Origin of the sequence: Streptomyces sp. NPDC060198 (assembly GCF_042728415.1) — a bacterium.
Taxonomy (GTDB): Bacteria; Actinomycetota; Actinomycetes; order Streptomycetales; family Streptomycetaceae; genus Streptomyces.
In genome coordinates, this window is record NZ_JBHWZJ010000042.1 from 25693 (window position 1) to 32968 (window position 7276).

General features: G+C 73.0%; 8 protein-coding genes. 5 read left to right on the forward strand and 3 right to left on the reverse strand.

What is annotated here, in order from left to right:
* Window positions 1-158: 158 nt before the first annotated feature.
* On the reverse strand, window positions 159-332 hold the full coding sequence (locus tag ACFWEP_RS08880; protein ID WP_387367812.1) for a hypothetical protein: 174 nt from the start codon (window positions 330-332) through the stop codon (window positions 159-161).
* Between the two features lie 123 nt (window positions 333-455).
* The gene (gene npdG / locus ACFWEP_RS08885; RefSeq protein WP_358765662.1) at window positions 456-1166 is read right to left on the reverse strand and encodes an NADPH-dependent F420 reductase; all 711 of its coding nucleotides are present in this window, start codon (window positions 1164-1166) and stop codon (window positions 456-458) included.
* Window positions 1167-1296: 130 nt separating this feature from the next.
* Here npdG and ACFWEP_RS08890 point away from each other — a divergent pair, with 130 nt between their 5' ends.
* Window positions 1297-1899 (forward strand): hypothetical protein, encoded by a 603-nt coding sequence (locus ACFWEP_RS08890; RefSeq protein WP_387367815.1) that lies wholly within the window; start codon window positions 1297-1299, stop codon window positions 1897-1899.
* A gap of 124 nt (window positions 1900-2023) precedes the next feature.
* Window positions 2024-3391 carry an MFS transporter gene (locus ACFWEP_RS08895; protein ID WP_387367818.1) on the forward strand — a complete coding sequence of 456 codons (1368 nt, stop codon included), beginning with the start codon at window positions 2024-2026 and terminating at the stop codon, window positions 3389-3391.
* 46 nt (window positions 3392-3437) lie between these two features.
* On the opposite strand, the gene ACFWEP_RS08900 is transcribed toward ACFWEP_RS08895, so the two are convergent.
* Complete coding sequence (locus ACFWEP_RS08900) at window positions 3438-3662, reverse strand: hypothetical protein (RefSeq protein ID WP_387367821.1); 225 nt, start codon at window positions 3660-3662, stop codon at window positions 3438-3440.
* Window positions 3663-3719: 57 nt separating this feature from the next.
* Here ACFWEP_RS08900 and map point away from each other — a divergent pair, with 57 nt between their 5' ends.
* The 3 genes from map to ACFWEP_RS08915 all read left to right on the forward strand — a co-directional run bounded on the left by map (window position 3720) and on the right by ACFWEP_RS08915 (window position 7230).
* Complete coding sequence (gene map, locus ACFWEP_RS08905) at window positions 3720-4577, forward strand: type I methionyl aminopeptidase (protein WP_387367823.1); 858 nt, start codon at window positions 3720-3722, stop codon at window positions 4575-4577.
* Window positions 4578-4655: 78 nt separating this feature from the next.
* On the forward strand, window positions 4656-6347 hold the full coding sequence (locus tag ACFWEP_RS08910) for a hypothetical protein (protein ID WP_387367826.1): 1692 nt from the start codon (window positions 4656-4658) through the stop codon (window positions 6345-6347).
* A 214-nt stretch (window positions 6348-6561) separates the two neighbouring features.
* Complete coding sequence (locus tag ACFWEP_RS08915; protein WP_387367828.1) at window positions 6562-7230, forward strand: heme oxygenase (biliverdin-producing); 669 nt, start codon at window positions 6562-6564, stop codon at window positions 7228-7230.
* Window positions 7231-7276 lie beyond the last annotated feature (46 nt).

Below are 7276 nucleotides of genomic sequence, written 5' to 3' on the forward strand. Positions count from 1 at the left end.
GAAGTGGCGCCGTCCGCGCGGAAGGCGGGTCCGGCGGCGTCCGGTGCGTGCGATCGCACGGCGGAGGGTCGCCCCGATACTGGATGTGCCGGGGTGATCCCGACAACGCGGCGAGCCTGCGTGCGATCCGCGTCCCGGCCCCGGGGCGTCCGTCGCGGTCAGCCGCCGGTGGTCAGGCGGTGGCGGCGCACGTAGTACCAGGCCATGTTGGACGAGAGCCCCGCCACCAGCACCCAGAGGATGCCCAGCAGGCTGCCCTGGGCGAAGGAGACCGCCGCCGCGACGACGGCGAGGACGCAGACGACGAGGGAGTAGAGGGCGATGCGGGGCATGGGTCAGGCTCCTGTCCGGGGTGGTACGCGGTCTTGTCCAGTGTCCCTCATGCCCCGATCCGTTCCGCCCCGGGTACGGCCCCGGGAGCGGTACGGCCCCGGGAGCGGAACGTCCGGTACGGCTCACACGTCGGTGGCGCGCAGTCCCGCGTGTGCCTTGTAGCGGCGGTTGACCGAGATCAGGTTGGCGACCAGCGACTCGACCTGGTGGGCGTTGCGCAGCCGCCCGGCGAAGACGCCGCGCATGCCGGCGATCCGGCCCGCGAGGGCCTGCACGATGTCGGTGTCGGCGCGGGCCTCGCCCAGCACCATCACGTCGGTGTCGATCTCGTCGATGGCGGGGTCCTGGAGCAGCACCGCCGAGAGGTGGTGGAAGGCGGCGGTGACCCGGGAGTCCGGCAGCAGGGCGGCGGCCTGTTCGGCGGCGCTGCCCTCCTCCGGCTTGAGGGCGTAGGCGCCCTTCTTGTCGAAGCCGAGCGGGTTGACGCAGTCGACGACGAGCTTGCCGGCGAGCTCCGCGCGCAGCGATTCCAGCGTCTTGGCGTGGCCCTCCCACGGCACGGCGACGATCACGATGTCGCTGCGGAGCGCGCAGGCGGCGTTGTCGGCGCCCTCGATGCCGAGCCCGAGTTCGGCGGCGGCTTCCGCGGCGCGGGCGGCGTCGCGGGAGCCGATGGTCACGCGCTGCCCGGCGCGGGCGAGTCGGTAGGCGAGTCCGCGGCCCTGCGGCCCGGTGCCGCCGAGCACGCCGACGGTGAGTCCGGAGACGTCGGGCAGGTCCCAGGGGTCCTTGGCGGGCGCCTTGGGCGCACCGGCACTGTCGTGGGTAGTCATGGTCCCGACACTACTGGGGAGTACCGGGACCGCGGTCGGATACCCCGGACCGTGGCGGGGTCGTCCCGTACGGGTGCACCTTCCGTGTCCGGCTGCGCGACGGCCCCGGGCTCCTGCATGATGCCGGGCCATGGATGCCGTGCGTGTGGCGCTGTTGCGTGAGGTGCTCGCCGGGACCGAGTGGCCGGGCGCGGCCCGCCGGTTCGCCGGGGCCCTTCGTTCGTCCGTCGTCCCGCAGGGCGGCGGGCTGTTGCTGGTCGGGACTCAGACGTACGAGCCATGGCACCTGGCGGCGCACCTGGTCGACGAGGCGACCTGGTCGGGGTTGCCCGAGCTGACCCCCACGCTGGTGCGGCACCGGGTGCGGCCGGCCGATCCGGCGCATCTGGCCGTGGGGCTGGGGCGGATCGAGGCGGCCGGGCGGGGCGAGACGCTGCTGCTGGTGGCACCGGAGCGGCCGGACGGCGGGCTGCTGGAGCGGGTGTGGGACGCCAGGCGCTCGGGGGCGACCGTGCTCACGCTGGGCGGCGGCGATCCCGAGGTGCGGGGGCTGGGCCACGAGGCGCTGGTGGTGACCGAGGAGGACGACGTGGACCTGGACACCGTGCAGCATCTGGTCAGCGCGGCGGCCGGGGAGACCGGTCGGCCGGCCGCGCACGGGCGGCGCTCGTTCCGGGACCGGCTCTCGCGGCTGGCCGACCGGCTCACCGCGCCGCCACCGGCCCGCTGGTAGCGGCGGGTCTGCCTCCGCACCCCCGCCCAATGCCCCCACGCGTCCGCATCTTCGCTGGTGGGGCGGGTATTCAGCGCCTAAAGGTCTTGCGTCGACCCCCTTGGGGCACGGACCATGATCTCTCGTGAACGTCCCGAGCCCCCGCCGCGCCTCCCGCACTCGCCGCATCCTCCGTGCCGCCCTCCCCGACCTCGCCCCCTGGCACGCCTCCGCAGATTTCCGGCTGCTCTGGGGCCAGGGGCTGATCACGTTCTTCGGCAGTTTCATGGCGCTGATCGCGCTGCCGCTCCAGATCAAGGAGCTGACCGGGTCCCCATTGGCGGTCGGGGCGATGGGCGCGGTGGAGCTCGTGCCGATGGTGGTCTTCGGGCTGTACGGCGGGGCGCTCGCGGACGCCAAGGACCGCCGCAAGGTCATCCTCGCGACGGAGGCCGGACTCGGCGTGCTGGCCGTGATCCTGCTGGTCAACGCCTTGCTGCCGGACCCGCTGCTCTGGCCGCTGTACGTCGTCGCCGGCGGCGTGTCCGCGCTGGCGGGGCTCCAGCGGCCGGCGCTCGACTCGCTGCTGGCGCGGATCGTGCCGCACGAGCACCTGCCGGCCGCCGCGGCGCTGAACGCCCTGCGCTGGCAGGTGGGCGCGATCGCCGGTCCGGCCCTGGCGGGTCTGGTCGTCGCCTACGCCGGGCACGCCACCGCGTACGCGGTCACCGTCGTCACCTTCACCGTCTCGGTCGTCCTGTGCCTGCGACTCACCCCCGCGCCGCCCGCCCATGACGCGGTCAAGCCGTCGCTGCGCGGGATAGCCCAGGGCGCGGCGTACGCGTGGAGCCGGCCGGTGCTGCTGGGGACGTACGCGATCGACATGGCGGCGATGTTCTTCGCGTTCCCGAACACGATCTTCCCGTTCCTCGCGGACGACCTCGACGCCCCCTGGTCGCTGGGGCTGATGTACGCGGCCGGGTCGGTGGGCTCCCTGGCGCTGGGGCTGACCAGCGGATGGACCTCCCGGGTGCGGCGGCACGGTCTCTTCGTGGTGTTCGGGGCCGCCGCCTGGGGGCTGGCCATCGCAGGGGCGGGGCTCTTCGGGAGCGTCTGGCCGGTGCTGGTCTGCCTGGGCGTCGCGGGTGCGGGCGACATGCTGAGCGGACTGGGCCGTTCGGCCATCTGGAACCAGACCATTCCGGAGGAGCTGCGGGGCCGGCTGGCCGGTATCGAGGTGCTCTCCTACAGCGTCGGGCCGCAGCTCGGCCAGGTCCGGGCCGGCGCCATGGCGGGCTGGACCGGCACCCGCTCCGCGGTCTGGACGGGCGGGGTGGCCTGCGTCGCCTCGGTGGCACTGCTGACGGCGGCGCTCCCGAAACTGCTGCGGTACGACTCCGCCACCGACGAGGACGCCGTACGCCGCAGGGACGCCGCCGCGACGGCCACCGCCGTCACGACGGGCGCCGGCATCCCGGACGTGCCGGGGGCCCCGGGGGTGCCGGCGGTCTGAGCGGCAGGGCGATCCGCGGCCGGCACCCGTGGGGACCTCCACTCCGTCAGGAGGCCGGGGGCCGGTTGCGGTCGTGCCACTTGGGGTCGGTGTCCCACTCCAGGTTCCGCTCCTGCGCGGTGTCCATGGCGTGCTGCGCCGCCTCGCGCGAGGCGTACGGGCCGAAGCGGTCCTTCGCCGGGCACTCGGGGCCTTCCTCGACCTTTCTGTGCTCCAGGCAGTAGTACCACTCGCCCGGTTTGCCGACCGTGCGCTTCTTGAACAGGGCCATCGGGACTCCTTTCCTCATGGCCAGCTTGCCCCAGGGGCGCTGGTTAGACTCGCTGACATGTCTGGTCAGTCGCTGCTCGTACCCGGGGAGATCTCTCCCGTCCGTTCCGTACCGGGAAATGTCCGGCGCCCCGAGTACGTGGGGAAGCCGGGCCCGACCCCGTACACAGGCCCGGAGGTCCAGGACTCCGACACCGTCGAGCGGATGCGTGTCGCCGGCCGGATCGCCGCGCAGGCGATGGAGGAGGCCGCCAAGCACATCGCGCCTGGCGTCACCACCGATGAACTGGACCGCGTGGCCCACGACTTCATGGTCGACCACGGGGCGTACCCGTCGACGCTCGGTTACCGGGGCTTTCCCAAGTCACTGTGCACCTCGGTCAACGAGGTCATCTGCCACGGCATCCCCGACTCGACGGTGCTGCGCGACGGCGACATCGTGAACCTGGACGTGACCGCGTACATCAACGGCGTGCACGGCGACAACAACGCCACCTACCTCTGCGGCGACGTGGACGAGGAGTCCCGACTGCTGGTGGAGCGCACCCGCGAGTCACTGAACCGGGCCATCAAGGCGGTCCGCCCCGGCCGCCAGATCAACGTGATCGGCCGGGTCATCGAGTCGTACGCCAAGCGCTTCGGATACGGCGTGGTGCGGGACTTCACCGGGCACGGCATCAACACCTCGTTCCACTCCGGCCTGATCGTGCCGCACTACGACAGCCCGCACGCCACCACCGTGATGCAGCCGGGGATGACGTTCACCATCGAGCCGATGCTGACGCTGGGCACCCACGAATACGACATGTGGGACGACGGCTGGACCGTGCTCACCAAGGACCGCAAGCGCACGGCCCAGTTCGAGCACACCCTCGTGGTGACGGAGACCGGGGCGGACATCCTCACGCTGCCGTAAGGCCGCCGGGAACAGGCCCCACGCGGGCTCCGCACCGGCGATCATGACCCCACCTGTTTTCGCGAGGAGGAGGGGAACATGTTCGGCGGCGGTGCACGCATGGTCCGGCATCTGGAGGCGACGGGAGCCGGTCTCCCACCCGACCACGCGGTGGTGGTCGACCCGCCGGACGCACGCACGGCCGGAGCCCTGGCCGTCGCGCGCCGGGGCAGTCACGTCCCGGCGCGCGCCCTCCTGGCGGCCACCCGCGAGGAGGGCGACTGGGCCCTGCGGAACGACGCGGTGGGGACGCTCGCGGAGCTCGCCCTGGCGGACGCCGGGTGGCTGGACGACTGGCTTGCCGGGGCACCGGACGACCCCGACGCCCTCACGGTCGAAGCCTTCCGGCGGATCGCCGAGGCGTGGAAGGTACGCACCGGCGCGCTCGCGAAGGACGTGGCGCCCGACCGGATGCACGCCTTCCACGCCCTCCTGAACGACGCGCTGCCGGTCGTCGAGGCCGCCGTCGCGGCGTCCCCCGGGGACCCGGTTCCGTGGGCCGCGGCCCTGAACCACTGCATCGGGGCGGGAGCGCCGCGCGAGGTGTTCGACGACTGCCTGCGCAGCGCGCTCGACCGCGCACCCCACCACGTACCCACCCATATCGTCGCCCTGCAGTACCTCGCCGCGAAGTGGCACGGCAGCGACGAGGAGATACTCGGCCACGCGGCTCGCGTCGCCGCGGCCGCGCCCGAAGGCTCCTCGCTGCGCGCGCTGGAGGTCGTGGCGCTGGTGGACATCGGCCCTGATTCGTCAAAGGCCGCGAAGGGGGCCCTCGGCGCGGTCGCCGCCGCCCGGGTCGACGAGATCATCACCACCGCGCTCGCCTGGTCGGCGTCCCGGCCGGCCGAGGACCGCGAGGCCCGCCTCGTACGGAACCACCTCGTATGGATGCTCAACCGGCGCAGGCGCTGGGCCCAGTCGCTGGACGTCTACCGCTCCATCGGGCGGTACGCCTCGCGGGAACCGTGGTACTACCTCGGGGATCCGCTGGCGGGCTTCCTCGGAGTCCGCGACGGCGCACGCGCCCAGCTGGCGCGGTCGGTGCCGCGCGGGGGCACCGTCCCCGCACCCGCGGTGCCGCTGCCCGACATCGCCGGCTCAGCGGCGGCGCGGGAGATCGCCTACGTGCTGGCCACGCCGCAGCAGGCGTCCAGAGAACTGCTGCTCACCGGAGCGACCGTGAGGCTCGCGCCGGCCGGGCGGTGGACGCTGATGGAGACGGCCCCCTCCCAGGACACCCGGAACAAGAAGGGGCGCCGCGCGACGCTCCTGCGGCTCGACGGGCTGGCGCAGATCGCCGGGACCGCGTTCGACGCCGACGGGGTGGTCGCGTTCGTCGCCCGTTGCGAGGGCGACGACGGACGCTCCCTCAGCCTGGTCCGCGAGGGGGACACGGTCGGCCGGCAGGTCTGGACGGGCCCCGGGACCGTGCCACCCCTGGAGACCGCCCGGAAGCACGCGGACCTGTTCGTCGGGGCATCCGGCGGGGACGCCCGCGAGGTGGTGCGGCTGCTGCGCGATCCTGGCGACCCCTCGGAGCTGCTGGTGCGTACTCTGCACACGCTGGGCCTTCCCCCGCTCCCGGTGGGCTTCGGCGAACGCCCGGAGGTACTGGAGGGTGCGGAGGGTGCCGTCGTCCACCGGGCGCGCTCACTCTGGCAGGGGATCAAGGACTTCATGAGCGAGGACGACGAGCCGGATCGGCCCCTGCGTCCCGGCTCGCTCTGATCCACCGGCGGAGCAGCTTTTCGTCGGGAGTCCACGCGGCGCCCTGCCGGAGTCTCGGCGAGCAGGTTTACCGACGAGCCGTCGGCAACCAGTTGACTTAGGTAAGCCTAAGTAAGAGGATCGGGGTGGCCGGCGCGGCGCGAACCGCCGCGGCGGCGCCATGCGCCCTGCGCACCGTCACGCTTTCCGCCCCCTCGGCCCCCGGAGGCCCGCCTTGGACACGTCCGTCGGCACCGTCACCCCGTTCTCCACGGTCATCCGCACCGCCTCCCACGAGCAGCACACGGAAGCGGAGACCTCGACCTTCATGGGCGACCTGCTCGGCGGACGCCTGGGCGTGGACGCGTACACCCGCTACACCGAACAACTGTGGTTCGTGTACCGCGCGTTGGAGGAGGGTGCCGAACGGCTGCGCCGGGACCCGGTCGCGGGGCCCTTCGTGCAGGATCCGCTGATGCGGCTCGCCGAACTGGAACGCGACCTGGCCCACCTGCGGGGGCCGCAGTGGCGCGAGGGCCTGGAGCCGCTGCCCGCCACGGCCGCGTACGCCGAACGGGTCGCGACCTGCGCCCGCGACTGGCCCGCCGGGTACATAGCGCACCACTACACCCGTTACCTCGGCGACCTCTCCGGCGGCCAGATCATCCGCGACCGGGCCGAGAAGACCTGGGGCTTCGCGCACAAGGGTGACGGGGTGCGGTTCTACGTCTTCGAGGAGATAACCAACCCGGCCGCTTTCAAGCGGAGTTACCGAGAACTACTGGACGCCGTCGACGCCGACGACCTGGAGCGGCAGCGCATCGTGGACGAATGCAAGCGCGCCTTCGCGCTCAACACGGCCGTCTTCCGCGAGCTGGGCGAGGTCTTCCCGCTCAGCGCCTGAGCCGGACGGACGGGGGCCGGGCAGGGTGTCGATCACACCTCTGCCC

Excerpts from the sequence above, each read along its gene's own strand:
- ACFWEP_RS08880 (WP_387367812.1), bottom strand. The coding sequence starts at position 332 with ATGCCCCGCATCGCCCTCTACTCCCTCGTCGTCTGCGTCCTCGCCGTC.
- npdG (WP_358765662.1), bottom strand. The coding sequence starts at position 1,166 with ATGACTACCCACGACAGTGCCGGTGCGCCCAAGGCGCCCGCCAAGGAC.
- ACFWEP_RS08890 (WP_387367815.1), top strand. The coding sequence starts at position 1,297 with ATGGATGCCGTGCGTGTGGCGCTGTTGCGTGAGGTGCTCGCCGGGACC.
- ACFWEP_RS08900 (WP_387367821.1), bottom strand. The coding sequence starts at position 3,662 with ATGGCCCTGTTCAAGAAGCGCACGGTCGGCAAACCGGGCGAGTGGTAC.
- map (WP_387367823.1), top strand. The coding sequence starts at position 3,720 with ATGTCTGGTCAGTCGCTGCTCGTACCCGGGGAGATCTCTCCCGTCCGT.
- ACFWEP_RS08910 (WP_387367826.1), top strand. The coding sequence starts at position 4,656 with ATGTTCGGCGGCGGTGCACGCATGGTCCGGCATCTGGAGGCGACGGGA.